We start from the raw sequence: 25,473 nt of genomic DNA on the forward strand, positions 1-25,473 counted from the left end.
CTTGACACAACCGCTGGTTCCGTCTGGATTGTGCTTTCCCTTTCTTCTCTTGATTACATCTACTTAGCCATAAGCTGGAAGAGAGCGTGTGAGCGCGCCTTTGGCGCGCAAAACCCCCGCGGGGCGGCTTTGCGGCAGAATGACGCCAGCCAAAAGGAGGGCGATTTGGATGCGCAAGAATTTTGGAGCAAAACCCTGGACCTATCCCCAGCTGGTGTTCATCCTGGCCAGCTGGACGAGGCCGGCCGCATCGACCCGGCCAAGCTGCGGCCCATCGCCTTTGACCCCGTCCACAACCTCTACCGCGCGCTGGGCGAGGCCGCGGGCCGCGCCTTCCACGACGGGCTGCAGCTGAAATAAGCCCCGCCCCGGCATACCGGGCCGCCCTCCCGCCATACCTTTATGGCAGGGAGGGTTGTTTTATGTTTGGGGTATTTTTCAGTTTTATCGCTTCGCACATTTTGTATCTGGCGCTGCATCTGGAAACGGGCAGCTTTCCCCGCCCGCTGACGCCGCGGCAGGAGGTGGAGGCCTTCGCCGCCTTCAAGGCGGGGGACATGGCCGCCCGGGACCGCATCATCCGCCATAACCTGCGGCTGGTGGCCCATGTGGTGAAGAAATATTATTCCCTGCCCGGCGACGCCGAGGACCTCATCAGCATCGGCACCATCGGGCTCATCAAGGCGGTGAACAGCTTTGACAACACAAAGCAGGCCCGCTTTTCCACCTATGCCTCCCGCTGCATCGACAACGAGGTGCGCATGAGCTTCCGCAAGCAGAAGAAGGCCCCCGCCACCGTGAGCATGAACGAGCCCATCGAGGCGGGCAAGGACGGCAGCGCCCTGACGGTGATCGACGTGGTGCCGGACGATTTTCTTCTGGACGAGGACTGCGAGCGCCGGGACGAGACCGCCCGCCTGCGGCAGCTGGTGGACGGCCTTTCGGGGCGGCAGCGGCAGGTGGTGCTGCTGCGCTACGGCCTCTCGGGCCAGCCGCCCATGACTCAGCAGGAGGTGGCCAGCCTTTTGGGCATCAGCCGCAGCTACATCAGCCGCATCGAAAAGGCGGCGGTGCTCTCGCTGCGCCAGTCGCTGCTGGCGCAGGAGGAATAAAACAGGCAAACGCCCCCGCCGTTTCCCGGCTGGGGGCGCCCTTTTTCAAAGTTTCACAGGTTGACGGCGTTGATGGTTTTGCCCGCCAGAAAACTGCGCAGGTTTTCCACCGCCGCGTCCATCAGGCGCTGGCGGGCGGCCTTTGCCCCCCAGGCCATGTGGGGGGTGAGGATGCAGTTCGGCGCGCCCAGCAGGGGGTTGCCGGCCCGGATGGGCTCGGCGCTCACCACATCCAGCGCGGCCCCCGCCACCCGCCCACTTTTCAGGGCGGCGGCCAGGTCGGCCTCGTTCACCAGCGGGCCCCGGGCGGTGTTCAGCAGCAGCACCCCCGGCTTCATGGCGGCGATGGCCTTTTGGTCGATCATGTCGGCGTTTTGGGCGGTGAGGGGGCAGTGGAGGCTGACCACATCCGCCGCGGCAAAAAGTTCCTCCAGCGGCACCGCCGCCCCGCCGTCCTCCAGCGGGCCGGGGGCCAGGTGCGGCCCACAGGCCAGCACCTTCATGCCGAAGGCCCGGGCGATGCGCGCCGCCGCCCGGCCGATGCGTCCATAGCCCACCACGCCGAAAACAAGGCCCGCCAGCTCCCGCTGGGGGGTGTTCCAATAGCAGAAATCCGTCTTTTGGCATCACTCGCCGCCGTGCACGCCCCGGCTGTGGTCCCCCACCCGGTGGCACAGCTCCAGCAGCAGGGCAAAGGTGAACTGGGCCACCGCTTCGGTGCCGTAGTCCGGCACGTTGCACACCGGGATGCCTCTTGCCGCCGCGGCGGCGGTGTCCACCACGTTGTAGCCGGTGGCCAGCACCCCGATGTAGCGCAGGCCGCCGCAAGCCTCCAGCGTGGCGGCGGTGATGGGGGTCTTGTTCACCAGCACCGCCCCGGCCCCCGCCATGCGGGGCAGGATGAGCTCGGGCGGCGTGCGGTCATAATGCTCAAACTCCCCCAGGGCCTCAAAGCCCTGCCAGCCCAGATCCCCCGGGTCGAGGGCATGGCCGTCCAGCGCCACGATCTTCATGCTGCATCCTTCCCTTCCGCTGTGTTTTTTCCATTGTACCACAGCGGGGCGGATAAAAAAAGCGGAACGGCCCGGCCTCAAGTTTGGGCCGGGCCGTTTGGGCCAGAAAATCAGGGCAGCGGCAGTTCCTCGCCGTTGAGGATGACCTTGGCCACCTTTTCCAGGTCGACGACCTGGTCGAAGATGCTGCGGTAGACGACGGTGCCGTCGCCGCTGCTGACGCTGGCGCTGCTGGTGGGCACCTCGGTGCCGTCGGCCAGAATGACCCGCAGGTCGGCGGCTTCGCTCTCGGCGGTCATCTCGCCGGTGCCGAAGGCGGTGACGGAGATGGGCGACAGCTGCACTTCGTGAAGCGTCCAGGGCTTCATGTCCCTGCCGCAGGGGATGACCAGCGATTCGCTGGCATCCTCCAGCCGGAAGGTGGTGGCCCAGCTGCCGTCGATGAGCCAGTCGTAGGTCATGGTCTCCATCCGGACGGACAGCTCGCTCAGATCGGCGCCCTGAGGCGGGATGAGCACATATTCCACCAGGTCGTTGTAGCTCTGGAACGGGCCCATCTTGTGTTCTTCGCCCAGTTCCAGTTCCAGTTCGGTGCAGGGCACCCGCTCGCCCCCGGCGTTCCACAGCGAGAAGGAGATGCGGTTGGCCCGGCCCATGCCGCCCAGGTTGTTCACCTGGATGTGCAGCTGGCCGTCCACCACGCCGGCGGCGTTCACGGCGGCCCAATCCACGCCGGGCAGGGCCAGCGGCTCGTCCCAGCCGGTGAGCACGGGGATCTTGCCCTCGTCCAGCAGCTTGGTGTAGCACTCCATGGCGGGGCCGGTGGCGCCCCAGGCGTTGATCTGCTGGTCGTACTGCACCGGGATGTGGCCGGTGAGGCTGCGGACCTCCTCCATGGTGTAGCCCAGGTCCACCGGGTCGTTGAAGGAGCGCCCGGAGGTGATGCTGGTGGCGCCCACGGTGATCTTTTTGCCCGCCAGCTGCTGGCCGGCGTTGGCGGTGAGCCGCAGGATGGCGGTTCCGGTGGCTTCGTCGTAGTCCACCGTTTCCACATTGGTGAACATGGTGCCGGTGACCTGCGGGGTGTAAAGCTCGGCGTCCGGGCCGATGCGGCCCCGGCCGGTGGTGTCCTGCAGGGCGATGTAGACTGCGGCCACCTGGCCGTCGCTCATGGCGGCCAGCACCTCCATGCGGATGCCCGCGTCTTCGCTGACCTGGTTGACGGGCTGGAGCATCTGCACCGTCTCCTCGCCCAGCACGGCCAGCTTCTGCTGCAGTTCCGGCGCGGCGGCCAGCACGCCGCCGCCCAGGCACAGAGCGAGGGCAAAGGCCGCCGCCAGCGCCAGCGCGCGCCTGGCCGGGCGCAGGCGGCGCGCCGGAGGCGCCACGGCCACGGTGGGCCGGCACTGGGCCAGGATAGCCTGCTTTTGAGCAGCGTCTATCCGGACGCTGCTCAAGCCGCTGTCGACAGCGGCCCGGACGGTTTCGTCACAGATCTTCATTTGGCCCTCCCTCCAATCGTTTTTTCAGCGTCTCGCGGGCGCGGCGCAGCCGGATGCTCACCGTGGACTGGGGCGCGCCCAGCACGGCGGCGATCTCGCCCACCTTGAGCTGCTGGTAATAGTGCAGCAGAATGACCTCTTTGTATTTCGGCTTCAGGGCCATGATCTCCTGGAACAGGCGGCCCTGGCCGTCCTTCGGCTCCTCAAAGCCGGGCAGCTCGGGATACTGCTCCACCAGATTGACCTTTCGCTTCCAGGCGCTGCGCAGATAGTCCTTGCAGACGTTCACCGTGATGCGCATGACCCAGGCCTTTTCCGCCGCGGGGTTGTCGATGGGCCGCCAGGCGCGGTAGATCTTGATGAACGCATCCTGCACGGCGTCCTGGGCCAGGTGCGCGTCGCCCAGATACATGCAGCACATGCGCAGCATGCCGGTGCCGTACACATCCACCAGCCGCTCCATCTCGGCGCTTTCACACACCGGCTGCTCCACCATGCCCTCACGCTCCTCCGCGGCGGCCCGCCGCGAGAGGCTTTCACCTCTCAAACGGACCGGCCCCCTGAAAATATTTCAACTTTGCGCCGCTCTTGTCAGTTTTTCGTAAACTTTTGGTTACAATTTGGAGACAACTCCGTTACGCCGCTTTCAAACCAGCTCCAGCCGGCCTTCCACCGCGTCCAGCGTGACGGCGCCGGCGAGCGTGCCCGCCACGAACCGCTCGGCCAGGGGGTCCTCCACCCGCTTGCGGATGGTGCGCCGGATGTCCCGCGCGCCGAACTTGGAGCCCGCCTCCTTCACCAGCGCTTTGCAGGCCGCGGGGGTGTAGGTGAAGGCGACGCCCTTTTCCGCAAGGGGCTGGACATACTCGTCCAGCGCCAGGGCGGCGATGCGCTCGAGGCTCTCCTCCGAGAGGGGCTTGAAGGCGATGACCTCGTCCACGCGGCCCAGAAACTCCGGCCGCAGAAATTCGCCCAGGGCCTTCATCGCCTTGTTTGCGCTGATCTGCTCCGGCGTTTTGGCAAAGCCGGTCTCGCCGGTCTTTTCGGTGCTGCCGGCGTTGCTGGTCATGCAGATGACGGTGTTCTCAAAGTTCACGGTGCGGCCCTGGCTGTCGGTGATGCGGCCCTCGTCCAGGATCTGGAGCAGGATGTTCATCACGTCCGGGTGGGCCTTTTCGATCTCGTCGAACAGCACCACGCTGTAGGGCCGGCGGCGCACCTGCTCGGTGAGCTGGCCCGCCTCGTCGTGGCCCACATAGCCCGGAGGGGCGCCGATGAGCCGGCTGACGGTGTGTTTTTCCATATATTCGCTCATGTCGATGCGGATGAGCGGGTCGGGGGTGTCGAACAGCTGGTTTGCCAGCTGGCGCACCAGTTCGGTCTTGCCCACGCCGGTGGGGCCCACAAAGATGAAGCTGGCGGGCCGCCGCCTGCCGGAAAGGCCGGCCCGGGCGCGCTTCATGGCGCGGGCCACCGCCTCCACGGCCTCGTCCTGGCCGATGATGCGCTTTTTCAGCTCGCTTTCCAGATTGAGGAGCTTTGCGAACTCGCTCTGCTCCACCTTCATGGCGGGGATGCCGGTCCACAGCTCCACCACCTTGGCCACGTCCTGCATCTCCACCTTGATGCCGCCCGCCTTCATCTGAAGCTCGGGCAGCTTTTCCCGCAGCTGGGCCATCTCGGTCTTGAGCTGGGCCAGGCGCTCGTAGTCCGGGCCGTTCTCCGCCTGCTCCTGGGCCAGTTCTTCCGCCTCCAGCGCGGCCAGCGCCTTCTGGGTCTCGGCCAGTTCGCTGATCTCGGGGTGGCGCAGGTTGCAGCAGGCGCAGGCCTCGTCCAAAAGGTCGATGGCCTTGTCCGGCAAAAAGCGGTCTGTGATGTAGCGCTCGGAGAGGTTCACCGCCGCCGAGACGATCTGGGGGGTGACCTCCACGCCGTGGTGGGCCTCGTAATACTTCTTGATGCCGTTCAGCACGTTGATGGCGTCGGCGATGCTGGGCTCGCCCACCTTCACGGGCTGGAAGCGGCGCTCCAGCGCCTGGTCCTTCTCGATGAACTTGCGGTACTCGGTGAAGGTGGTGGCGCCGATGACCTGAATTTCCCCGCGGGACAACGCGGGCTTCAGGATGTTGCCCGCGTTCATCGCCCCCTCGCTGTCGCCCGCGCCGGTGATGCTGTGGATCTCGTCGATGAACAAAATGACATTGCCCAGCCGTTTGACCTCGTCGATGAGGCCCTTGACCCGCTGCTCGAACTGGCCGCGGAACTGGGTGCCGGCCACCAGGGCGGTGAGGTCCAGCCGGTAGAGCTTTTTGCCCTTGAGGCAGGCGGGCACCTGGCCCCGAGCGATGCGCTGGGCAATGCCCTCGGCGATGGCGGTCTTGCCCACGCCGGCCTCGCCGATGAGGCAGGGGTTGTTCTTCTGGCGGCGGGCCAGGATCTGGATGGTGCGGTAAATTTCCTGGTCGCGGCCCACGATCTCGTCCAGCTTGCCGGCGGCGGCCCGGGCGGTGAGGTTCTCGCAGTATTTATCCAGGAATTTCAGCTTGCCGGGGCCCTTTTCCTTCTCCTTTTTCTTGTCGCCCCTGGCGCCGAAGCCAAAGGGGAAGGTGGCGGAGCCGCCGGGGGTAAAGTCCTCGTCGGAGTCGCCGTCCTTGCCGCCGTCGCCCTCTTCCTCGCCCATGGGGGCAAAGGGGAACATGCCGGCCATGCCGTTCTCCCCCGCTTCCTCCATGAAGCTGTTCATGCGCTCCTCCATGGCCTCCAGGTCCTCGTCGCGCATGCCGAACTGTTTCATCAGATCGTCCACCGGCTTGATGCCCAGCGCCCGGGCGCAGGTCAGGCAGTAGCCCTCCTGCTTGGGCTGGCCGTTCTCCATGCGCTGGATGAACACCACGGCGGTGCGTTTTTTGCATTTGACACAAAGCATAGGTCTCTCTCCCTCTCTGCCTTTTTCCAAGGCCTCGAGTCACGGGGCCGGCGGCCCCTTAATAAAACGGATTGAAGCGCCCGAACAGGCTGTAGGCGATGCTGCCGGCCAGCGCCTGGTCGTTGAGAAATTCGATGGAGCCGCCGGTGATGACGATGACCGCCCACACGGCGCACAGCACCAGATACAGGTCCACCACGCCGGCTGCAAGGCCCATCAGGAACCCGAACATGCGGTTCACCGAGCCCATCACCGGGATGCGGTTCACGTTGGTGAGCACCGCCACCAGCAGCCCCACCAGCAGCCTGCACAAAGCGAAGGCCACGAAGAACAGCACGATGGCGATGATGGGGGTGAGCAGCGGGGCGATGACCTCGTCCACCAGCTTGGCCGCCAGATCGGGCGCGCCGCTGTCCAAAAGGCCGGCGGCGGAGGCGGTGAGGCCCTCCTTGATGCTCTCGGGCAAAAAGCCCGCGTACTTTTCGATGGTGGACTGGATGTTCACCGTGCCCTCGGCGGTGAGGGTGTTCTGGATGCTGGTCACGAAGCCGTTCTGGAAAAACCTTTCGAACAGCAGCGGCGAGGCCTGGTGGCTGAGCACCAGCGCCCCGATGAGGCTGGCCAGGTTGCCCACGAACTGCACCAGGCCGGCGGCAAAGCCGTGGCGGGCATAGGCGAAGGCCACCGCCAGCAGCAAAGCCAGCATCACAAGGTCGAACACGATGGCCGCGTTCATCCGATCACTCCTTTGCGTTTGGATCATTGCCGGGGCGTGTCAGGCGGTCTGCCCGTCGTCCGGCTGGGTGAGCAGGTCGGCCTGCCCGCCGGTGACCACCACCAGCTGCTTTGCGTCCAGCACAGCCAGGGGCCGCGTTTCGGTGGGCGCTTCCCACAGGGCCTCTCCGGCCAGGCTGTAGGCGGCAACGCTCTCCTGCCTTAAAACGTATGCGGCGGTGCGGGTGCACACCACTCCTTCGGCGGGGGCGGGCACGCTTGCCTCGCCCAGCACCTGCATCTGGGGGTCCAGCACCACCAGCCGGGCGGGGGAATCGCTGGCTTCGGGGCTGAACAGCAACGCGCAGTTCTGGCCCGACACCGAGGCCGCGCCCAGGCTCTCGCCCTCGAAGCTGTACACCGCCGTCTGCTCGCCGGTGGCCGCGTCGTAAACGGCGGCCATGCGGTCATAGACGGCCAGCAGCCGGTCGTTTGAAAGCCAGTGCAGCTGCAGCGGCTGGCCGGAGGCGGTGGCCGAAGCGGTGACCTCGTCGCTGCGGATGTCGAGGAAATAGAGGTTGGTCTGCAGGCTGCCCCCCTGGGCCACCAGGCAGGCAACGGCAAGGCGCTTATTGTCCTTTGCAAAGGCCACCCGCACCGGGGCGCCCTCGGCGTCGGTGAGGTTCCAGCCGTAGCGGAACTCCATGGAAGCGTCCCACACGGTGAGCTCGGCGGCAAAGCGGTCGGACTGGGTCACCACCGCCACGCTGCCGCCGGTGCTCATCTCGGCCAGCAGGATGGGCTGCTCAAAGGCGCGCCTATAGAGGGTTTCGGTGCGGCCCTCCACCCGCAGCTCGTAGCCGGAGCGGCCGTAAAGGCAAAAGCGGGTGTTGCCCGCGCTGATGACCGGGCGGGCGTAGCCGTGCTGGATGGTGCGCAGCTCGGCGCCCCCGCCGGACCAGACGCCCACGTCCTGCTCGCCCAGCAGCACGAAGCCGCCGGAAAGGGGCTCGGCCTGCCAGACTTCGGGGATGCCGGTCCTGACCGGCCAGCCCGCGGCGGGCGACAGGGCGATGCGCACCGAGTCGAAGGTCTCCCGGGCGGCCAGGGCCGCCTGGCTGTAGGCCCCGGTGAAATAGAGGGCCGCCAGCCCCGCCGCCGCCAGCGCCAGCACAAGGCGGCGCAGCCGCCGCAGCGCCCGCCGCCGGCGCACCTCCTGCAAACGGGTCACGTTGGACCCGGCGCGTCCTTCGCTCACGGCGGCGCCTCCTTTCAGGGGAAAGTCAGAGGCCCAGGGCCTCGGGGGGATAGTCCACCTGTTTCAAAAACAGCCCCTTCGCCGGCAGGGTGGGCCCGGCAAGGGCGCGGTCGCGCCCGGCAAGGATGGCGGGCACGGCGTCGGGGGCAAGGGCGCCTCGACCGGCCTCCACCAGGGTGCCCGCCAGGATGCGCACCATGTTGTAAAGGTAGCCGTCGGCGGTGACGGTGACGGTGACGAGGGGCCCCTGCCGCTGCACTTTGCAGGCGGTGATGGTGCGCACGGTGTCGCCCTTTGCCGCCACCGCGCTGCCCGCCGAGCAGAGGCTCAGAAAGTCGTGGGTGCCCACGAACTTTTCCGCCGCCGCGTCCATGGCCGAAACGTCCAGCGGGGCGCTGACGCGGTGGTGGTAGGCCGCCTCGAAGGGGCTTTCCACCGGGCTGTTCCAGATGCGGTAAACGTAGGTCTTCTGGTGGGCGGAATAGCGGGCGTGAAAGCCTTCCGGCACCTGCCGGGCCCCGTTCACCCGCACCGTGGCAGGCAGGTGGCGGTTGAGGGCCAGGGGCAGCTTTTCCAGCGGGATGGCCGTTTCGGCCCAAAAGTTCAGCGCGTAGTGCTCGGCGTGCACCCCCGCGTCGGTGCGCCCGCAGCCCTTCACGTCCGGCCGGGCGCCAAAGAGGGCCTCCAGGGCGTTCTGGAGGGTCTCGCAGACGGAAACGCCGTTCTTCTGCACCTGGAAGCCGCAGAAGTTCGTGCCGTCGAAGCTCAAATCCAGCAGGATGTTCATCTCACAAGACCCCCGGCATCAAAAAGCGGGTGGCCCAAAGCGCCGCGAAGGCCAGGGTGCACACCGCCAGCGCCTGCCAGTCCAGCGCGCCGAAGCGGAGGACTTTGAGCCGGGTGCGGCCCTCGCCGCCCCGGTAGCAGCGGCACTCCATGGCCATGGCCAGCTCGTCCGCCCGGCGGAAGGCCGAGATGAACAGCGGGATGAGGATGGGCACCATCGCCTTCACCCGGTCGGAGAGGGAGCCGCTGTCCAGCATGGCGCCCCGGGCCTTCTGGGCGTTCATGATCTTGTCGGTCTCCTCGATGAGGGTGGGGATGAACCGCAGGGCGATGGTCATCATCATGGCCAGTTCGTGCACCGGCATGTGCAGCTTTGCAAAGGGGCGCAGCAGCCGCTCGATGGCGTCGGTGAGGACGATGGGGCTGGTGGTGTAGGTGAGCAGGCTGGTGCCCGCGATGAGGGCCACGATGCGCACCGCCATGAAGATGGCGTAGGCCACGCCCTCCTTATAAATGCGGAAGACCCAGAAGGAGACCAGCGGTTCCCCTTCGCCCCCCATGAAAAAGAGGTTGAGCACCGCCGTGAACACCACGATGGGCATGATGGGCTTGAGGCTTTTCAGGATGAGCTTCAGGGGGATGCGGGCCATGAGATACAACCCCGCCAGCAGCAGGATGCTCAGCGCCAGGCCCAGGAAGTTGGTGACCGTGAACAGGATGACGATGTAGGCGATGACCAGCAGGATTTTCAGCCGGGGGTCGCAGCGGTGCACCGGGGAGTTGCCGGGGAAGTGCTGGCCGATGGTGATGTCTTTCAGCACGGCGCCTCACCTCCCCCGTTCTTTTTCGCCAGTGCGGCCTGGATGGTCTTGACCGCGTAGGGCACGGTGTACACGTCCTGGGGCAGGTCCAGCCCCAGGGCCCGCAGCCGCAGGAACACCTTGGTCACCTGGGGCACCGAGAGGCCCAGCTCCAGCAGCTCGTCCGCCCGGGCAAAGACCTTCTCCACCGTGTCGTACATGGCGATGCGGCGCTGGTCCATCACCAGCACCTTGTCGGCGTATTTGGCGATGTCCTCCATGGAGTGGCTCACCAGGATGACGGTGGTGCCGGTCTCCTTGTGGAAGCGCTTGACCTGGGAGAGGATCGTCTCCCGCCCTTCCGGGTCCAGGCCCGCGGCGGGCTCGTCCAGCACCAGGATCTTCGGCTCCATGGCCATCACGCCGGCGATGGCCACCCGGCGCTTCTGCCCGCCGGAAAGCTCAAAGGGGCTGCGCTGGAGATATTCGTCCTTAAGGCCCACGAACCGGGCGGCGCTCTTCACCCGTCGGTCGATCTCGGCCTCGTCCAGGCCCATGTTTTTGGGGCCGAAGGCAATGTCTTTATACACCGTCTCCTCGAACAGCTGGTACTCGGGATACTGGAACACCAGCCCCACCATGAAGCGGAACTTGCGGATGTCCGCCGGTTTTGCCCAGATGTCCTGCCCGTCCACCAGCACCTGGCCCTCGGTGGGCTTCAAAATGCCGTTGAAATGGGTGATGAGGGTGCTCTTGCCCGACCCCGTGGAGCCGATGATGCCCACGAAGCCGCCCTCTTCCACGGCAAAGTCCACCTTTTCCAGCGCCACGGTGGCGTCGGGCATGCCGGCGTTGTAGATGTGGGTCAAGCCCTTTATTTCAATGATGGCTGCCATAGGCCGCCTTTCCCTCCCTCTTGCGGGGCCTTCGCCCCGAAACCGCCGCGTTCACTTTAAAAGTTCATAGAGCGCGGCGGCGCATTCTTCCTCGTTGATGATGTCGGTGGCGATGTCCACCCCGGCCTCGGCCAGCCGGCAGCACAGTTCGGTGACCTGGGGCACGTCCAGCCGCAGGCTGTGCAGCCGGTCCACCTGGCTGAACACCTGGCGGGGGGCGCCCTCCATCACCACCCTGCCCTCGCTCATCACCACCACCCGGTCCGCCTGGGCGGCCTCGTCCATGTAGTGGGTGATGGACACCACGGTGATGCCAAAGTCACGGTTGAGGTGACGGATGGTCTCCATCACCTTTTCCCGGCCCCGGGGGTCCAGCATGGCGGTGGATTCATCCAGCACCAGGCAGTCGGGCCGCATGGCGATGACGCCGGCAATGGCCACCCGCTGCTTCTGGCCGCCCGACAGCTTGTGGGGCGCTTTTTCCCGGTGCTTGTAGATGCCCGCCATCTTCATGGCGTCGTCGATGCGCGCGCGGATCTCGGCGGGGGGCACGCCCAGGTTCTCCAGGGCGAAGGCCACGTCCTCCTCCACCACGGTGGCGACGATCTGGTTGTCCGGGTTCTGGAACACCATGCCCACCTTCTGGCGGATGTCGTAAAGATGTTCCTCGTCGGCGGTGTTCATGCCCTCCACCAGAACGGTGCCGGCCTCGGGCAGCAGGATGGCGTTGAAGTGCTTTGCCAGGGTGCTTTTGCCGCAGCCGTTGGCCCCCAGCACCGCCACGAACTCGCCCTTGTCCACCGACAAAGAGGCTCCGTCCACGGCCCAGGGGCTTTCCGGCGTGTAGCGGAAGCGGATGCCCTCGGCGTTTATCATGTGTTCCATGTTCATTCCTCCCCCGTCTGCGCTTCCTGCGCCAAGGGTTTGAGAACGATGGGCGCGTTCATCGAGCTCTTTTTCTCCCCCGCCTGCACGCCGTCTGCCAGCCAGAAGGCGGTGGCGCCGCAGGGCACCACGCCGCCGGTGCTCGACACCGGCAGGCCGATCTCGTCACAGGCTGTCGTGCCGCCCTTTTCCGGGCACAGAAGGGTCTTTAAGATGTACTCCATCACCGCCGGCGACAGGCCGGTGGTGTAGCTGTTCACCGCCATGAACAGGGGCTCGCCGCTGAGCACCCGGGCGCACTGGGCGATGAGGTCATAAATGCAGTTTTCCAGCTTCCACACCTCGCCCCCGGGGCCCCGGCCGTAGCTGGGCGGGTCCATGATGATGGCGTCATAGCGGCTGCCGCGGCGGGCCTCCCGGGCCACGAACTTGGTGCAGTCGTCCACGATCCAGCGGATGGGCCGGTCTGCCAGGCGGCTTTCGGCGGCGTTCTCCCGCGCCCAGGCCACGATGCCCTTGGAGGCGTCCACGTGGCAGACGCTGGCCCCCGCGGCGGCGCAGGCCAGGGTGGCCCCGCCGGTGTAGCCGAAGAGGTTCAGCACCCGGATGGGCCGGCCGGCGGCGGCGATGGCCTTTTGGTAGAAAGCCCAGTTCACCGCCTGCTCGGGGAACACGCCGGTGTGCTTGAAGCCGGTGGGGCTGACCACCAGCCGCAGGCCCTGCCAGCCGATCTGCCATTTTTCGGGCAGGCGGCGGCGGTATTCCCACCGGCCGCCGCCCTTGTCGCTGCGGTGATAGACCGCGTCCGCTTTGGCCCACAGGGGGCTGGTGCGCTCATTTCTCCACACCACCTGCGGGTCCGGGCGGACCAGCAGCGCGTCGCCCCACCGCTCCAGCCGGCTGCCGCCGGTGGCGTCGATGAGTTCATAATCCTGCCAGGCTCTGGCGGCTCGCATAGGCGCTTCTCCTTTTCCTCTGCCATGGCCCCGGGGCCATGGATTCTATATTGTACCCTGAAATTGTGAATATTTCTTGTTGGTTTGCGCGGCGCGGTCAGAACATGCTCTGCTGGCCGCTGTCCTCCGCAAAGGCGGGGGCGCGCAGCCCCAGATGCTCGTAGGCCAGCCGGGTGACGCACCGGCCCCGGGGGGTGCGGGTGAGGAAGCCCATCTGCATGAGATAAGGCTCGCACACGTCCTCCAGCGTCACCGCCTCTTCGCCCAGGGCGGCGGCCAGGGTGTCCAGGCCCACCGGCCCGCCGCCGTACAGTTCGATGATGGCCCGCAAGAGGCTGCGGTCCAGCTCGTCCAGGCCCAGGGCGTCGATGTCCATGCGCTTTAAGGCCAGCCGGGCGGCGTCGCCGTCCACCGTGCCGTCCCCCAGCACCACCGCGAAGTCCCGCACCCGCTTGAGCAGGCGGTTGGCCACGCGGGGGGTGCCCCGGCTGCACTTTGCCAGTTCGAGAGCCCCCTCCTCGGTGCAGGGCTGGCCCAGGATGCCGGCGCTGCGCCGGATGATGCGGGCCAGCTCGTCGGGGCTGTAAAGCTCCAGCTTCAGCAGCACGCCGAAGCGGTCGCGCAGCGGGCCGGTGAGCTGGCCGGCCCGGGTGGTGGCGCCGATGAGGGTGAACCGGGGCAGGTTGATGCGGATGGACTGGGCGCTGGGGCCCTTGCCGATCATGATGTCCAGGGCATAGTCTTCCAGCGCGGGGTAGAGCACCTCCTCCACCTGGCGGGAGAGGCGGTGGATCTCGTCGATGAAAAGCACGTCCCCTTCCTGGAGGTTGGTGAGCAGGGCGGCCAGGTCGCCGGGCTTTTCGATGGCCGGGCCGCTGGTGATGCGGATCTGCACCCCCATCTCCTGGGCCACGATGCCCGCCAGGGTGGTCTTGCCCAGGCCCGGGGGGCCGTAGAGCAGGATGTGGTCCATGGGCTCGCCCCGGCGCTTGGCGGCTTCCAGATAGACGCGCAGGTTCTCCTTGACCTTCTCCTGGCCCACATACTCTTCCAGCGTGCGGGGGCGGAGGTTCAGCTCCTCGCTTTCGCCCCGGTTCACCTCGGGGCTGACCAGCCGGTCGTTTCGGTCGAAATCTTCCACGGTTTACCTCCTTGCCATGCCGCGCAGCGCCAGTTTGATAAGTTCTTCCACCGGCAGGGCGTCGTCCAGCTTGGCCAGCGCCGCCGCCGCTTCGCCGGCGGTGTAGCCCAGGCTGGTGAGGGCCGCCGCCGCCTGGGCAAGGTTGCTGCCCGCCGCGGGGGCCGCGGGGCCCAGGTCGGAGAGGGAAAGCCCCTCCGCCAGGCCCCTGCCCACCTTGTCTTTCAGTTCCAGCGTGATGCGCTGGGCCAGCTTCGGGCCCACGCCGCTGGCGGCGGTGAAGGCCTTGTGGTCCCCCGCCGAGGCGGCCAGCGCGATGCGCTGGGGGCTGAGCACGCTCAGGATGGCCAGCCCCACCTTGGGGCCCACGCCGCTCACGGCGGTGAGCATCTTGAAGCAGGCCTGCTGTTCTTCGTCGGCAAAGCCGAACAGGGAGACGTCGTTCTCGGTGACGTTCATGCAGGTGTAGAGCACGGCCTCCTGGCCCACGGCGGGCAGCGCCCCCGCCACGCTGGCGGGCACCTGCACCTGATAGCCCACCCCGGCGCAGCGGATGACCACCTGGTCCAGGCTTTTTTTCAAAATCGTTCCGGAAAGGCAATAGATCACGGCGAAACGCCTCCTTTGTCAGCGCAAGGGCATGTTCTGCAGCCGGCTGCGGCTGCAATGGCAGTGGGCGATGGCCATGGCCAGCGCGTCGGCGGTGTCGTCGGGCCGGGGGACCTTTTCCAGGCGCAGCAGCACCCTTGTCATCTCCTGCACCTGCTTTTTCACCGCCTTGCCGTAGCCGGTGACCGCCTGCTTGACCTGCATGGGCGTGTATTCGAACACCGGCACGGCGCACTGGGCGGCGGCCAGCAGGATGACCCCCCTCGCCTCGGCCACGCCGATGACGGTGGTCTGGTTGTGCTGGTAGAACAGCTGCTCGATGCTCAGCGCCTCGGGGGCATAGTCCCGCATCACCCGCGCGACCCCCTCGTGCACCGCCGAAAGGCGCTGCTCGAAGGGCATGTCCGCCGGGGTGGTCACCGCCCCGAAGCCCACCGGCGTGAACCGGTTGCCGATGTATTCCACGACCCCCCAGCCCACGATGGCGTAGCCGGGGTCGATGCCCAAAACACGCATAAGCTCTTCCCTCTTTGGCCCTGCGGCCACACTTCCCCACAATATCCGGTATAGTATACCACAAAACCAAGCCAAGAGCAAACGCCGGCCGCGAAAAGAAGGCCCGGCGGCCCTTGCGCAGGATGCGCAGGGGCCGCCGGGCCGGTGTGTTCACTTTTTTCCAGCGTTCATTCAAACACCGCAACCCAGTAGTGGCAGCCGTCGCCATCGTACATGTGGGCGATGGCGCCCCGGGTGTAGCTGGTGCTGATCATGTTCTGGTAGTGCCCGGAGCTGGCCTGCCAGGCGGCAATGACCGTGGCCGCGTCGGCGTAGCCCACGGCGATGTTCTCGCCGGTGGTCTGGGCGCCGTTGTGGCTGAAGTCCACCGCGATGTCCTCGCAGCGGCTCTGGGCGATGGAAGCCAGGCTGTCGTCCCAGGCAAGGGCCGCCGCGCCCACCGCCGCCCGCAGCTGGTTCTGCAGGTCAAAGGCGGTGGTGTCCACATCCACATAGAACCAGCCGTGGGTGCCCCAGCCCTCGGGGGCGTCCTCGGTGGGGGCGGCGACGCTGCCGCCGCCGGAAGAGCCGCTGCCGCCCGCCGGAGCAGAGGAGCCGGAGGAACCGGAGGAGCCGCTGCCCGAGGATCTGGCGGCCTCCTTGCAGGTGAGGGTCACGCTGCCCGCCACTTCGTAGGCCGTTTCGGCGGTGATGGTCGCCTCGCCGGCGCTCACCGCGGTCACGGTGCCGGCCTCGTCCACAGTGGCCACGCCCTCGTCGCTGGAGGACCAGGTCAGGGTGGCGGCGTCCACCGCCGCGCCGGTCTCGTCGGCGGCGGTGACGGTGGTAGTGCCGCCCACGGTCACTTCGGTCTTATCCGCCGTGAGGGTCAGCTCCTTGGGGCCGCTCCACACGGTGATCATCGCCTTGGCGCGGGCGCCGTCCGGCGCCAAGATCAGCAGGCTGGTGTGCCCCTCCTTCACCGGGGTCACATTGCCGGCCTCGTCCACGGTGGCGATGGCTTCATCGCCGGTCTTGTAGGTCAGCTGGCCCGCCAGCTCAGCGGGCTCCACGGCCACCACGGCCTGGGCCGCGCCGTCCGTCAGATGAAGGCGCATCTCCTCCACCGTCAGGCTCTCGGTGGCGACGTTCACCACCACCGTCTGGGTGGCGCTCATTTCGCCCACCGCCGCGGTGACGGTGGTCTCGCCCGCCGCCACGCCGGTGACCACGCCGCTCTCGTCCACGGTGGCCACCGCCTCGTCGGCGCTGGTGTAGGCCACCGCCGGGCCTTCGGCGGGCGCTTCGCCGTCCCAGGTATAAACGGGTTCCAGGGCGGCGGTGCCGCCCACCGTCAGCTTCAGTTCTTCCTGCGGCAGGCTGACGCCCGTCAGCTTCGCGCCGCAGGCGGTCAGGGCCAGCATCAGCGCCGCCGCCAGCCCCCAAGCGATCCGTTTGCTTTTTTTCATGCTGCTTCCTCCTGTTTTTCGCACATTCGCGCAAAAAGGCCGGGGATGGCATACGCACGATGCCATCCACGGCTCAACAGCTGCCCCGCGCCCGGGGGCGCGGGATCATTTGTGCTTATATTATATCATTTTCCAGCGGCTGCCGCAAGTTCTGCGGGAAAAACCCGGCCCGCCGAAACGGCGGGCCGGGCGCGGAACAAAGCAATCATTTGACGGTGACGATGTCGGCGTTGGCAAGGCACTCGTCGGTGAGCTCCTGGCCGATGCCGGGGCGCTCAGGCACCTCAAAGTAGCCGTCCTTGGCCACATAGTCGTATTTGCACAGCCGGATGTTGTCTTCGATGAGGGCGGAGGCATGCAGCTCGTGGATAACGAAGTTGGGGATGACCGCCTCCAGCTGCAGGGCCGCGGCAGCAGAGATGGGGCCGCCGCAGCAGTGCACCTGCACGCCGATGTCGTAGACATGGGCCATGTCGCAGATCTTCTTGCCTTCGGTCAGGCCGCCGGTGTTGCACAGGTCGGGCTGGATGATGCCGATGGAATGGTCCTCGAAGAACTGACGGTAGCCCCAGCGGGTATAGACGCGCTCGCCGGTGGCAACGGGGATCTCGATCTTGCTGCTGATCTCCCGGAACAGGTTGGGATTCAGCGGCTGGGTGGGCTCCTCGTAGTAGAAGCAGTTGAGCTTCTGCAGTTCGCGGCCCAGCTGCACCGAAGTGGTGGCGTCGGTCAGTGCGTGCAGCTCAATGATGATGTCCACATCCGGGCCCACCTCGCGCATAGCGGCCACACGGTCCACCGCCAGCTGCAGCTGGTCGCGCTGCAGGATGCCGCGGCTGCTGCGGCCCATCCACACGCCGTTGGCGTCGAAGCCTACCGGGTCCACTTTGATGCAGTCAAAGCCGTCGGCCATGGCCTTGCGCATCGCCTCGGCGTATTCCTCCGGCTTGGCCAGCGAGTGGCTCACCTTGCCCCAATCGAACTGCAGCTGGCTGGCATAGGCGCGCAGCTTGCTGTTTGTCTTGCCGCCCAGCAGCTTATAAACCGGGGCGTTCAGCGCCTTGCCCTTGATGTCCCACAGGGCGATATCGATGCCGGAGATGCCGGCCATGATGACGCCGCCGTTGCCCATGCCCCAGAAGGTCAGCCGGTGCAGGCGGTTCCAGATGTCCTCGTTGTTCATCGGGTCCAGGCCGATGATGCACTTGGCAAAGTCCACGCCCATGCCGAAGCCCGCGCTCTGAGCGTTGCCGTAGGCCACGCCGATCTCGCCGTAGCCGCTGATGCCTTCATCGGTGTTGATGCGCACGAATACGGGATGCCAGGGCACGTTGCCCACGGCCACCTCCGCCGCAACGGACGGGGTCTTGAACGCCTTGATGATGTCTACGCTTGTGATCTTCATGGAAAATTCCCTCCTTTTATGCAAACACGGTCAGGTTCAGAATGCAGATGGCGACCATGGCGGTGACGCCCATCATCACCGAGGTCAGGGTGATCAGGCGGTAGCTCTGATTGAGCTTGAGGTTGCCCAGCTTGGTGACGCACCAGAAGTAGGAAGAATTGGTGTGGCAGAAAGACAGGGACCCGGCGGCGGTGGCCAGGGTGGCGATGACGGGATGCAGCCCCAGCGCGGGGAGCATGGGGGCCAGGATGCCGCCCACGGTGGTCAGCGCCACGGTGGCGGAACCCTGCGCCAGGTTGATGAGCGCGGCCATCAGGTAAGGAACGAAGACCGCGGGCAGGCCCACCTGCAGCACCAGGCCGGTGAGGATGGAGCCGATGTCGGTGGCCTGCAGAACCGCGGCAAAGCCGCCGGCAGCAGCGGTGATGCACATGATCTCCGCAGCGCCTTCCAGGGATTTTGCCACCCAGCCGCTGGTGACGGTCTCGTTCAGTTTGGTGGGCAGCAAGAAGCAGATCAGGGTGCCGATCAGCAGCGCCACCCAGGGCGTGCCGATGAAGTCCAGCACCCGCTGGGCGATGTTGCCCTCGGCGTCGCCGAAGAAGGATTTCAGAATGATGATGAGGATGGGCAGCGCCACGGGGACGAAGGACATAAAGGTGGACGGGGCGTGCTCCACCACCTTTTCAAACTCCTGCTCCTGCTTGGCGTCCAGCTCGCTGACCGGCGCCACGTCGGGGAAGGCGCCCTTTACAAAGCGGGAGTTTGCCCAGATGGAGCAGACGATCACCACCGGAATGGAAACGATCAGGCCATAGAGCATAACTTCGCCGATCTCTGCGCCGTACAGGCCCGCCGCCGCAACAGGGCCGGGCGTGGGCGGCACAAAGGAGTGGGTGCACAGAAGGCCCGCCATCAGCGCCACCACCAGAGAGGCATAGGAGATCTTGCCCCGGCGGGAAAGGCCCTTGATGATGGGGTTCAGAATGACAAAGCCGGAATCACAGAACACGGGGATGGAGACGAACGCACCGGTGGCCGCGGTGGCGTAGGTGGCGCGCTTGATGCCGATCAGCTTGAGGATGGCGTCCGCGATCTTCTGCGCGCCGCCGGTGTATTCCAGGAAGGAGCCCACCACAACGCCGCAGGCGATGACCACACCGATGCTGGTCATCGTGTTGCCGAAACCTCCTACGATCAGCCCCGGCAGCTCGGTGGCGGGGATCCCGGCGCACAGGCCGAAGAATACCGCCATCAGCAGCAGCGTCAGAAAGGCGTGGATCTTGAGCTTTGAGATCATAACGATCAGCAGCACGATCGTTATGACGAACCAGAACAATAGCATGACGAAACCTCCTTTTTGCACGATTTCACGGGTAATTGAGCGAATGGCCGACCAGTTCATCAGGTTACTTGTTCGCCTGATTTATGCTCATATTATCCAACGAACGAAAAGATTCGTCAATATGTTTTTGACATTTCAGCCAATTTTCGTCCAATGGCAATACACAAGCCGAAAAAGTTTGTGCAATATGAACGGTATTTGTTATAATAAAAACAGGGCGCAGCCCCGGCCCTGCGGCGGTTTACGCCGCACCGGGTCAAAACATCGCCGTGCGAAGCGCGGCGGATGGAGGATGGAACCGGATGCCGCAGATCAAAAAAGTGGAAAAAGTGACCGCCGGCGAGCAGGTGTATGAAAACCTGCGGGAAAACATTGTTGCCGGGCACTGGAAGGCGGGGGAAAAGCTGCCACCGGAGACGGAATTGGCCTCGCTGTATGGAGTGAACCGGTTGACGGTGCGCATGGCGCTGCAGCGCCTGAACGCCCTCGGCCTGGTGGAGACCCGGGTGGGCGACGGTACCTATGTGAAAGAGTTTGAATTTTCCGACTTCATCAACGCTGTGCAGGACCTTTACAGCGAGCCTCGGCTGATGGAGAACATCTGTGAATTCCGCAAGCTCATCGAGGTGGAGTGCGCCCGGCTGGCCATCCATCGGGCGACGCCGGAGGAATTTGAAGAACTGGACCGCATATGCACCGCCTATGAGGCGCTGAAGATCCGAACCACCCATCCGGTGGACGAGGAAAAGCTGCGAGAGATGACCCGCCACGACATCGCCTTCCACGAGCAAATCTGGCTGATGAGCCACAATACGCTGTACAGCTACTGCTTCGCCATGGCCAAACGCACGCTGGAGGAATATGTTTTCCTGACCCTCAAACGGCGCGTCACCGGCTGGGCAGAGAAGGGCGTGACCGTGATGGAGGGCGACTTCCGTCACCGGGCCATCCTGGAGGCCATGCGCCGCCAGGACTTTGCCGAGTGCAAAGTCCTCTATGACGATATGATCGACTTCAACGTGGAGCTGTAAGTTCCGCCAAAGCAGCAAAAACCGGCGTTTTTCGTGGGCTTTCGAGCCTTTTGGAAAACGCCGGCATTCTTTCGCCGTGCCGCTTATCCGCAGCAAAAAGCCGGGGATGATTTTCATCCCCGGCTTTTATGGTGGGCGGTGAGGAACTCGAATCCCCGACCCTCTGCACGTCAAGCAGATAGTCATTATAGTCTCCGAATTACCCGTATCTCAAATGAAATTCAGCTTGCATCCACTTTTTTTCAAAGTGCGCAACAAAAAAGAACGCTCCCGTCACCCATTGAGGATGTCCGGCGGCGTTCTTGTGTTGACTTTTTCTCTAAATCCTGTATAATGGATTTAGAAAAGCTCTCACAAGTCAGTCGCTGGGCCCTAACCAACGAGTGGCGCATGGTCGTTTCCGGCGGGTAACCGTGAAACGACCTGTGGGGGTTTTCTTTTGTCTTAATTTATTATACCATGGATTGCCACATTTTGCAATAGCGGTTTTCGGTTGCGCTGCCCCGAAAAGTAACGACCATAGATCTCACTTCTTCGCAACGAGAAAGGGGTGAGATTTATGGACATCGACAAGTTGCTGGCATTGTTTGCCGCGGCAATCAGCCTGATCCAGCTTGTTCGGCTGGCCTAAATCAAAAAAAGCAGGTACGACCGACGGTCGTACCTGCTTTTTGGCCTGGTTATGCGGTTTTTGGGGTGCGACCGCCGGTCGTACCTATCACGGTTCCACCACTGGCTGGTGCTGCACGGGGAACGGCGCTTTGGTGATCACCGCCACCTGCTCTGCCCATTCCACAAGCGCGTTCACCGCGCCGCGGGTGACTTCGGTGTTTTCCTCAACAGCACAGAGCCGGTCCTTCACCTCGACCAGCTCGTGTTCAACGCGCCCCAGCCGGGCGTCCATATTGTCCAGCCGGGCGTCCATATTGTCCAGCCGGGTATCCATATTGTCCAGCCGGGTATCCATATTGTCCAGCCGGGCATCCATATTGTCCAGCCGGGCGTCAATTTTATCCATCCGGGCCATCATACGCCCTTCGCTGGCAGTGACAGCGGAAGTGATCAGCCCGGAAATCGCCTGTAGATCTTCGTTGGTCAGCATTGTGCATTCCTCCTGTCGGTTTATTTAGTATAGCACGCCAGGATGCAAATTACCATTGTTGGTTTTAACAAAGTTGCAGCCTTCTGTTTTGCAGGCGTTTCTGTCGTCGGTCGTACCTCGCTTTTGGCTTTGTTATGCGGTTTTTCAGGTACGACCGTCGGTCGTACCCTGTCATGGTTCCAGGCTGTGTGCCTGCTCTTGCAACATCTGCGGAATGAGCGTCTGCCGGTAGCCCGCCATCACAAACTGCTGCACATACGGCACATCGACCTTCATCTCTGTTCGGCGGCAGCACTCTTCGATCAGTTCCGGCGTTATCATCGGCAACGGGCGGTGCGCTGCATATTCACTGAGGGCATGTTCTGTACGCTCCAGGTCGTTCAGTTCCCTGCCAAGCAGATCCGGCATTCTTTGCTGCGGTTTATAGCCATCGTAAAGCAGAGATATGTTGTTGTCGAAATTCGGCGCAAGTGATAGTATTTCCCCGGTGTCGACGTCCCGCAGCACACCGTAGTTCTCCGTGTGGCGGTCGGCATTGAGGCAAAATGCGTCCATCATCAGCAGTTGCAGATAATCGTCAGCCATTACAGGAGATATTTCCTTGAAGATACGGTAATTCAGTCCGTAATCTTCCTCTTCTCCAACAAGAGAGAAAGCCGGCTCGAAATTCGCCTTGCCGGCAGTGAAGTCAAGTGTGCGAATGAAAGGCCCCGCTTTTTCGTAGCGGGCAGTGGGAAAACCAAGCGCCTTGCACAGTTCATAAACAAACAGCTCTGAAAACATCTCGTTCTCATTGCATTGCTTATACATCCACCAGCAGCCGTCTTCCAAGCGCCAGCATTTTTCAAAGCTGCCAATGTTGGTCAGTTCCGGGGTGCGGCTGGGCGGGCGGCTAAATGCAGAGAGATCTCCTTGCAGCGCGAGAGTGTCAAAATAATTTTCCCGAAACCGCACTTTATCCCAAGTTAAATCGCTGCCCGCCGGCCGTACCCAGTAGGTATCCGTGATCGTGGCCGCCTGCATGGCCAGTGCCGTTGAGGCGTCGTCTTTCTCCGAGAGCCTCAACACTTTTTTCAGCAGCCGCGAGTGCGTTCTGTGACGATCAATCGCTCTGTGAGCCAGCCATTCCTCCAGATTCCCCGTCCGACGCAGATACAGTGGCATCAGCTCCTCCCGAAGTGGATACAGCTGCCGCCCCTCGATCCTTGCAATCTCCACGTCACGGCTCATCAGTGTTGCCCGCATCGTTTGTTCCATGGACATTCGCCTCCTTTCCTGTTGAGGTGCGACCGTCGGTCGCACCTTAATTTTGGCTTTATTGCACGCTTTTCAGACACGGCCAAAAGTGAGAGTTGCCCATGCGATACACATTATCCGTGCTTTTAGTATATCACAGTTGTCCTTACCCGTACAAACAAAAAACGGGCCGACAAAAAGGTATAGCTATCCCCTACCTCTCTTTTAGCCTTATGTTTATCTTCTTTTTGTAGCGTAGTGGGTGGGTATGGGTATGTTATTCAAAAAATGAACCACTGCCCTCTTGACACGATGCAAAACGGATGTTAAGCTAAAAGTGTTAGATGGGCTATCTAACTGTTTTGTGCGGGCGTCTGGTTTTTGCTCAACCAGGCGCTCTTCTTTTGTGTCCTGGATCAAATACAAATTGTGCTTGCCCGCCCATTTGGCCATTTTTTTCAGCAAACCAGAGGCTTGCAGGCAGCGGATCGCCCGCAGCAGTGTGTTTTTGCACAGACCCAGCAAAGACGACAATTGAAAAAGCGAAGGAAACGCTTTGCGGTTCCGCCCGCGAAAGCGCAGCATCGCCGCATAGACGCTAAAACTGCTCGCCGGCAGTTGCAGGACCTGCTCCGACAGGTTGAGGGCGAACCAACGCCCGCCCACGGGCAGAGCGATCGTATACTTGTTTGCGGCGTATGTACCGTCCTCTTTGTAGACGTGTTCACGGCGCACCAACCCCATCGATTCCAAATGTTTGATTGCAGCGCAGACTGTGCCGGCTGCCACATCACACTTCCGAGCGATCACACAGGTGCGCATTGTGGTTTTGTTCTCATGGTCGGCCGCGCTCATAAGCACACACAGCACTTTTAGTGCATTGGGCGGCAGCTGCATTTCCAGCAGCGCATTCGGCAATTTCAAAAACATATTCATTCTCCTAAGTCCTAAAGTTAGACCCGCTGCCGGTCAAGCCGGCAGCGGGTCCTCGTTTTCTTCGATGTCAAACATGCCTGGTGTCAAATCATACGACAGCGCACCTGCACGGGCGGAAAGCAGGTCGGCGTCCGCCACCTGCACCTCACGATATTCCAGGTCGGGCCGCTGCGGCTCCGGCGCGTCTTCCAGATACGTCCAGTAACCAGGCGGCGTCACCTTCAACGGGTAGGCCGTGCCCCGGATCACAATAAATTCGCCCACCGGCATGGCGATCAAATCGCTGGGCGACATCAGTGGCCGGCCGACAAGCGACTTCGTGCTGCTCGTCTTGCCCTGCTGGATGCTGCTGGAGCCTGTCAGGATCGTTTCATTGCCCAGGATCTTGCTGATGGTCTCGGCAGTGGAGAGCGCCGCAGGCGCAACAAAAGAAGTAATGATCGTTTGATTCGTCCCTCGGATGATCTCGCTTTTTGTCTTGCTGTAATGCTTTTGCAGCTGGGCAAAGTCCTGGAGCGCGATCATAAGCCGGCCGCCGCGGCTTCGCATGGCGGCGCTGAGGGCGTCATAATCCGGGATGGGTGGCTGTTGGCCAAACTCGTCCAGAAGCAGCAGCACCTTTCGCGGCAAAACACCGCCATATTCTGTTTCCGCGATTTCGATCAAATCGTTCATCAGGTTCCGCACGATCAGGCTGCTGATGAAGTGCCTGGTCGTATTCTCATCCGGGCTGATGAGAAAAAGAGCGGAAGGCTGTGAGATGAACGTCTTGGCGTCAAAATCGCTGTCGTGGGCAATCAGGACCTGTTCCAACTCGGCATCGATGAATTTGACCAGCTTGCCAAGCGCGGAAGAAAACACGTTCATGGACGTGCGCATATCGGCGCTTGTCGCCGGACCAGTGTAATATCGGATCCGTGGATCGTTGATTTTCTCCAGCAGCGCCTCCATCTTGGTTTTTTGCGGCTGGCCAAATCCGCCGGAGCCTTGTATCTGTCCATTCATTTCCAAAATGAGATTGAAAACGCTGATGATATGGCGCTGCGGCGCAGGAGCATATTCACTGACCAGCAGTATGACGCCAGTAATCAGGCCACGGGCAGTCTCGTTAAAATAATCGCTGCTTTCCGATTTTACTTCTGCGCTGTCGCTGTCAATCAGCAGGCTTGCCGCCACCTTTGCATATCGCTCAGCACGGCCATACGCTCGGGCCTTTGACAGCTTATCGGTTGCTGCCCGGTACTCGTCGATAGCGGCATTCACATTGGCGATGAAGTTGTACCGGCTTGATTTGCTTATGTTGCGCAAATCGAGAGCCGGCGTCCGATAACCCGCTGCTTGCAGCTGCGCTGCGTTCCGGCGGTACAGTTCCCCTTTGCAGTCCAGTATCACCATGCTGGCCCCGTGGCCGCCTGTATTCTTATTGACAGCCAGATTGTAACGAACCGTCGGTATTATTATGCGGGTCGTTTTGCCGCTGCCCGGTGGCGCTACAAGCATTACGTTATGCTCGCTTGTATCCACACGCCAATGCCCGGCAGAGAAATCGATCACAAAACCTGGTTCTGTTTCTCGTCCTGACGGTACAGAAAGAAAAATACTGTTTTTTTCTGTATCGTTCATCCACCGGCTCTTACCGTGCTGCCCATGGCCGGCCGCAACATCCTTTACGTCGATTGGTTTTTGATAGATCCAAGACCAAATCAAAAATGCGACGCCAGCAACCAGCAAAGCTGCTCCCAATGCTGCAACGCGATACTGAGGCGGCACTGCAATCACCGCAGCTATTCCGACTGCGACAACAAAGAGAAAAAGCAGGTTTTTTCGTCTTCTCAATCATCATCACTACCTTTCAGATT

23 protein-coding genes and 1 pseudogene are annotated in these 25,473 nt (G+C 63.2%); 3 read left to right on the forward strand and 21 right to left on the reverse strand.

Annotated elements, in window-relative coordinates:
* Positions 1-165: 165 nt before the first annotated feature.
* Positions 166-360, forward strand: coding sequence for a hypothetical protein (locus ACH2AT_RS03590; protein WP_394963707.1), 195 nt, complete (start codon positions 166-168; stop codon positions 358-360).
* 62 nt (positions 361-422) lie between these two features.
* Positions 423-1,112: a sigma-70 family RNA polymerase sigma factor gene (locus ACH2AT_RS03595; RefSeq protein ID WP_394963708.1), complete on the forward strand. Its 690-nt coding sequence runs from the start codon at positions 423-425 to the stop codon at positions 1,110-1,112.
* A gap of 53 nt (positions 1,113-1,165) precedes the next feature.
* Here ACH2AT_RS03595 and ACH2AT_RS03600 read toward each other — a convergent pair.
* The 17 genes and pseudogenes from ACH2AT_RS03600 to ACH2AT_RS03680 all read right to left on the reverse strand — a co-directional run bounded on the left by ACH2AT_RS03600 (position 1,166) and on the right by ACH2AT_RS03680 (position 19,309).
* Positions 1,166-2,125, reverse strand: a pseudogene (locus tag ACH2AT_RS03600) (D-2-hydroxyacid dehydrogenase).
* Positions 2,126-2,235: 110 nt separating this feature from the next.
* Positions 2,236-3,627 (reverse strand): hypothetical protein, encoded by a 1,392-nt coding sequence (locus ACH2AT_RS03605; RefSeq protein ID WP_394963710.1) that lies wholly within the window; start codon positions 3,625-3,627, stop codon positions 2,236-2,238.
* On the reverse strand, positions 3,614-4,174 hold the full coding sequence (locus ACH2AT_RS03610; RefSeq protein WP_394963712.1) for a sigma-70 family RNA polymerase sigma factor: 561 nt from the start codon (positions 4,172-4,174) through the stop codon (positions 3,614-3,616). The genes ACH2AT_RS03605 and ACH2AT_RS03610 overlap by 14 nt, the downstream gene beginning before the upstream one ends.
* A 99-nt stretch (positions 4,175-4,273) precedes the next feature.
* Positions 4,274-6,553, reverse strand: coding sequence for an AAA family ATPase (locus tag ACH2AT_RS03615; protein WP_394963714.1), 2,280 nt, complete (start codon positions 6,551-6,553; stop codon positions 4,274-4,276).
* A gap of 58 nt (positions 6,554-6,611) precedes the next feature.
* A complete protein-coding gene (locus tag ACH2AT_RS03620; RefSeq protein ID WP_394963716.1) occupies positions 6,612-7,289 on the reverse strand; it encodes a hypothetical protein in 678 nt (225 codons plus the stop codon).
* A 39-nt stretch (positions 7,290-7,328) separates the two neighbouring features.
* Positions 7,329-8,525 (reverse strand): DUF5711 family protein, encoded by a 1,197-nt coding sequence (locus ACH2AT_RS03625; protein WP_394963718.1) that lies wholly within the window; start codon positions 8,523-8,525, stop codon positions 7,329-7,331.
* Positions 8,526-8,550: 25 nt separating this feature from the next.
* A complete protein-coding gene (gene truA / locus ACH2AT_RS03630) occupies positions 8,551-9,312 on the reverse strand; it encodes a tRNA pseudouridine(38-40) synthase TruA (RefSeq protein WP_394963720.1) in 762 nt (253 codons plus the stop codon).
* A 1-nt stretch (position 9,313) separates the two neighbouring features.
* Positions 9,314-10,132, reverse strand: a complete 819-nt coding sequence (locus ACH2AT_RS03635; protein WP_394963722.1) for an energy-coupling factor transporter transmembrane component T family protein — start codon at positions 10,130-10,132, stop codon at positions 9,314-9,316.
* Complete coding sequence (locus ACH2AT_RS03640) at positions 10,126-11,007, reverse strand: energy-coupling factor transporter ATPase (RefSeq protein WP_394963723.1); 882 nt, start codon at positions 11,005-11,007, stop codon at positions 10,126-10,128. Before ACH2AT_RS03640 ends, ACH2AT_RS03635 begins: the two co-directional genes overlap by 7 nt.
* Positions 11,008-11,058: 51 nt before the next feature.
* Positions 11,059-11,892 (reverse strand): energy-coupling factor transporter ATPase, encoded by an 834-nt coding sequence (locus tag ACH2AT_RS03645; protein WP_394963725.1) that lies wholly within the window; start codon positions 11,890-11,892, stop codon positions 11,059-11,061.
* A 2-nt stretch (positions 11,893-11,894) separates the two neighbouring features.
* Positions 11,895-12,848, reverse strand: a complete 954-nt coding sequence (locus ACH2AT_RS03650; protein ID WP_394963727.1) for a class I SAM-dependent methyltransferase — start codon at positions 12,846-12,848, stop codon at positions 11,895-11,897.
* Between the two features lie 97 nt (positions 12,849-12,945).
* A complete protein-coding gene (gene ruvB / locus ACH2AT_RS03655; protein WP_394963729.1) occupies positions 12,946-13,989 on the reverse strand; it encodes a Holliday junction branch migration DNA helicase RuvB in 1,044 nt (347 codons plus the stop codon).
* 3 nt (positions 13,990-13,992) lie between these two features.
* On the reverse strand, positions 13,993-14,595 hold the full coding sequence (gene ruvA, locus ACH2AT_RS03660; RefSeq protein ID WP_394963730.1) for a Holliday junction branch migration protein RuvA: 603 nt from the start codon (positions 14,593-14,595) through the stop codon (positions 13,993-13,995).
* Between the two features lie 18 nt (positions 14,596-14,613).
* Positions 14,614-15,111, reverse strand: a complete 498-nt coding sequence (ruvC, locus tag ACH2AT_RS03665) for a crossover junction endodeoxyribonuclease RuvC (RefSeq protein ID WP_394963731.1) — start codon at positions 15,109-15,111, stop codon at positions 14,614-14,616.
* Positions 15,112-15,278: 167 nt separating this feature from the next.
* On the reverse strand, positions 15,279-16,559 hold the full coding sequence (locus ACH2AT_RS03670) for an Ig-like domain-containing protein (RefSeq protein WP_394963733.1): 1,281 nt from the start codon (positions 16,557-16,559) through the stop codon (positions 15,279-15,281).
* Positions 16,560-16,764: 205 nt separating this feature from the next.
* Positions 16,765-17,964, reverse strand: a complete 1,200-nt coding sequence (locus ACH2AT_RS03675; RefSeq protein WP_394962216.1) for a mandelate racemase/muconate lactonizing enzyme family protein — start codon at positions 17,962-17,964, stop codon at positions 16,765-16,767.
* Positions 17,965-17,980: 16 nt separating this feature from the next.
* Entirely contained in the window at positions 17,981-19,309 is a 1,329-nt protein-coding gene (locus tag ACH2AT_RS03680) for a GntP family permease (protein WP_394963735.1), read from the reverse strand.
* A gap of 302 nt (positions 19,310-19,611) precedes the next feature.
* On the opposite strand from ACH2AT_RS03680, the gene ACH2AT_RS03685 reads away from it, so the two are divergent.
* Positions 19,612-20,340: a FadR/GntR family transcriptional regulator gene (locus tag ACH2AT_RS03685; protein ID WP_394963737.1), complete on the forward strand. Its 729-nt coding sequence runs from the start codon at positions 19,612-19,614 to the stop codon at positions 20,338-20,340.
* 718 nt (positions 20,341-21,058) lie between these two features.
* Here ACH2AT_RS03685 and ACH2AT_RS03690 read toward each other — a convergent pair.
* From ACH2AT_RS03690 to ACH2AT_RS03705, 4 genes are all read right to left on the reverse strand, one after another.
* Positions 21,059-21,442 carry a hypothetical protein gene (locus tag ACH2AT_RS03690; RefSeq protein WP_394963739.1) on the reverse strand — a complete coding sequence of 128 codons (384 nt, stop codon included), beginning with the start codon at positions 21,440-21,442 and terminating at the stop codon, positions 21,059-21,061.
* A 171-nt stretch (positions 21,443-21,613) separates the two neighbouring features.
* The gene (locus ACH2AT_RS03695) at positions 21,614-22,699 is read right to left on the reverse strand and encodes a hypothetical protein (RefSeq protein WP_394963741.1); all 1,086 of its coding nucleotides are present in this window, start codon (positions 22,697-22,699) and stop codon (positions 21,614-21,616) included.
* A 216-nt stretch (positions 22,700-22,915) separates the two neighbouring features.
* Positions 22,916-23,608, reverse strand: coding sequence for a helix-turn-helix domain-containing protein (locus ACH2AT_RS03700; RefSeq protein ID WP_394963743.1), 693 nt, complete (start codon positions 23,606-23,608; stop codon positions 22,916-22,918).
* A gap of 39 nt (positions 23,609-23,647) precedes the next feature.
* Positions 23,648-25,450 (reverse strand): type IV secretory system conjugative DNA transfer family protein, encoded by a 1,803-nt coding sequence (locus ACH2AT_RS03705; protein ID WP_394963745.1) that lies wholly within the window; start codon positions 25,448-25,450, stop codon positions 23,648-23,650.
* Positions 25,451-25,473: the final 23 nt, after the last annotated feature.

Source organism: Candidatus Allofournierella excrementigallinarum, assembly GCF_944388085.1.
GTDB lineage: Bacteria > Bacillota > Clostridia > Oscillospirales > Ruminococcaceae > Allofournierella_A > Allofournierella_A excrementigallinarum.

Bases quoted from the DNA above. Each gene is read 5' to 3' on its own strand.
- ACH2AT_RS03690 (WP_394963739.1), bottom strand. From the start codon at position 21,442: ATGCTGACCAACGAAGATCTACAGGCGATTTCCGGGCTGATCACTTCC.
- ACH2AT_RS03650 (WP_394963727.1), bottom strand. From the start codon at position 12,848: ATGCGAGCCGCCAGAGCCTGGCAGGATTATGAACTCATCGACGCCACC.
- ACH2AT_RS03685 (WP_394963737.1), top strand. From the start codon at position 19,612: ATGCCGCAGATCAAAAAAGTGGAAAAAGTGACCGCCGGCGAGCAGGTG.
- ACH2AT_RS03615 (WP_394963714.1), bottom strand. From the start codon at position 6,553: ATGCTTTGTGTCAAATGCAAAAAACGCACCGCCGTGGTGTTCATCCAG.
- ACH2AT_RS03680 (WP_394963735.1), bottom strand. From the start codon at position 19,309: ATGCTATTGTTCTGGTTCGTCATAACGATCGTGCTGCTGATCGTTATG.
- ACH2AT_RS03595 (WP_394963708.1), top strand. From the start codon at position 423: ATGTTTGGGGTATTTTTCAGTTTTATCGCTTCGCACATTTTGTATCTG.
- ACH2AT_RS03640 (WP_394963723.1), bottom strand. From the start codon at position 11,007: ATGGCAGCCATCATTGAAATAAAGGGCTTGACCCACATCTACAACGCC.
- ACH2AT_RS03675 (WP_394962216.1), bottom strand. From the start codon at position 17,964: ATGAAGATCACAAGCGTAGACATCATCAAGGCGTTCAAGACCCCGTCC.
- ACH2AT_RS03695 (WP_394963741.1), bottom strand. From the start codon at position 22,699: ATGGAACAAACGATGCGGGCAACACTGATGAGCCGTGACGTGGAGATT.
- ACH2AT_RS03605 (WP_394963710.1), bottom strand. From the start codon at position 3,627: ATGAAGATCTGTGACGAAACCGTCCGGGCCGCTGTCGACAGCGGCTTG.
- ACH2AT_RS03700 (WP_394963743.1), bottom strand. From the start codon at position 23,608: ATGTTTTTGAAATTGCCGAATGCGCTGCTGGAAATGCAGCTGCCGCCC.
- ACH2AT_RS03620 (WP_394963716.1), bottom strand. From the start codon at position 7,289: ATGAACGCGGCCATCGTGTTCGACCTTGTGATGCTGGCTTTGCTGCTG.
- ACH2AT_RS03645 (WP_394963725.1), bottom strand. From the start codon at position 11,892: ATGGAACACATGATAAACGCCGAGGGCATCCGCTTCCGCTACACGCCG.
- truA (WP_394963720.1), bottom strand. From the start codon at position 9,312: ATGAACATCCTGCTGGATTTGAGCTTCGACGGCACGAACTTCTGCGGC.
- ACH2AT_RS03670 (WP_394963733.1), bottom strand. From the start codon at position 16,559: ATGAAAAAAAGCAAACGGATCGCTTGGGGGCTGGCGGCGGCGCTGATG.
- ruvC (WP_394963731.1), bottom strand. From the start codon at position 15,111: ATGCGTGTTTTGGGCATCGACCCCGGCTACGCCATCGTGGGCTGGGGG.